Source organism: Nocardia sp. NPDC058058 (genome assembly GCF_042885355.1).
GTDB lineage: Bacteria > Actinomycetota > Actinomycetes > Mycobacteriales > Mycobacteriaceae > Nocardia.
In genome coordinates, this window is record NZ_JBHVSA010000052.1 from 1 (window position 1) to 1,093 (window position 1,093).

2 protein-coding genes are annotated in these 1,093 nt (G+C 70.3%); both read right to left on the bottom strand.

From position 1 onward, the window contains the following. On the bottom strand, positions 1 to 198 hold a 198-nt coding region (locus ACFVUS_RS44110), incomplete at its 3' end, for a hypothetical protein (RefSeq protein ID WP_387781597.1). Between the two features lie 29 nt (positions 199 to 227). Then, positions 228 to 653 carry a hypothetical protein gene (locus ACFVUS_RS44115; RefSeq protein ID WP_387781600.1) on the bottom strand — a complete coding sequence of 142 codons (426 nt, stop codon included), beginning with the start codon at positions 651 to 653 and terminating at the stop codon, positions 228 to 230. Positions 654 to 1,093: the final 440 nt, after the last annotated feature.

The following is a 1,093-nucleotide window of genomic DNA, read 5'->3' on the forward strand; positions in this document are numbered from 1 at the left end:
GTCCGCGCATCCCGGGCAGGTCATCACCGGCTGGGTGAAGCCGAAGCTGATCACCCAGCCGTCGCCCTCAGCCGCCTTGCGCGCCAGCTGGGAGACATCGTTCGCGGAGCGCTCGTCACCGTCGTTGCCGGTCTCCACCGCCAGATAGATGGCGAGGCAGTCGTCCGTGTCGCAGACGACGGCTACTCCTGTAGGCATGCGGTCTCCTCCTCGACTGTCCGGAGCGGTCAGCGGTTGTTGCGGTAGGCGATGATGCCGCCGGCGACCAGGCCGCGTCCGCGGGCGGTGCGGAACTCCTCCAGCCGCTCGGCGTCGGTGTACTTCACCTGCGTACTGCCCGGCGGGGTACGCACGCCGAGCTGCGGGCCGTAGAAGCACACCGCGTACCCGTGGTGCAGGGCAGCGGAGTACCAGTCGGGCGAGGCCGGGACGGTGATGCGGGAGTAGACACCGCCGTCGGGGGAGCGCAGCTCGATCCGGTCGTCGGCCAGCCGGTGCAGGGCCCAGCCGGAGATGGTCCGCAGATCGGCGACGCCACGGGGGAAGCGCCGCATCCCGGACGCGATGGCGCCCTCGACTTGGATCTCGGTGGGCGCGCCGCCCGGGAGCCGGGACATCATCGCGCGCTCGGGCTCGAAGAGGGCCACTGGCATCGGATCCTCGCCGTCGGTGGTCTGCAGGGTGCCGGTGGCCGGGTCGATCCCAGTGGCTACCTGCCCCAGCCACGGGGGAGTTCATGTAGAGCAGCCGGCCGTGGTCGTCGACGTTGTTGCTCAGCTGCTCCCCGGCCGCCACGATCTCCGCCTGGCTGACGGCCCGGTCGTCGATGTGGAACCGCTGACGCGGCGGCTGGTTGCTCCGCTGCTTCTTGGGCTTGAACCGTCCCATTGAGGTACCCCCCTTGGTGTGTGATCAGCCAAGCCTCAGCCAGGCGCGAGCGGCGGCACAAGACCGCCTCTCGCCAACCACGGCCGAAGCTCGCCTGGCAGCGCCCGGTCGGGGAGGCGCCCTTGACGCCGGTCCCGGCTTGCGGGACGGTCTGCGCAACTACGCGCAACCGAGTCCCAGGGGAGTACGTGATGACGCTACGGTT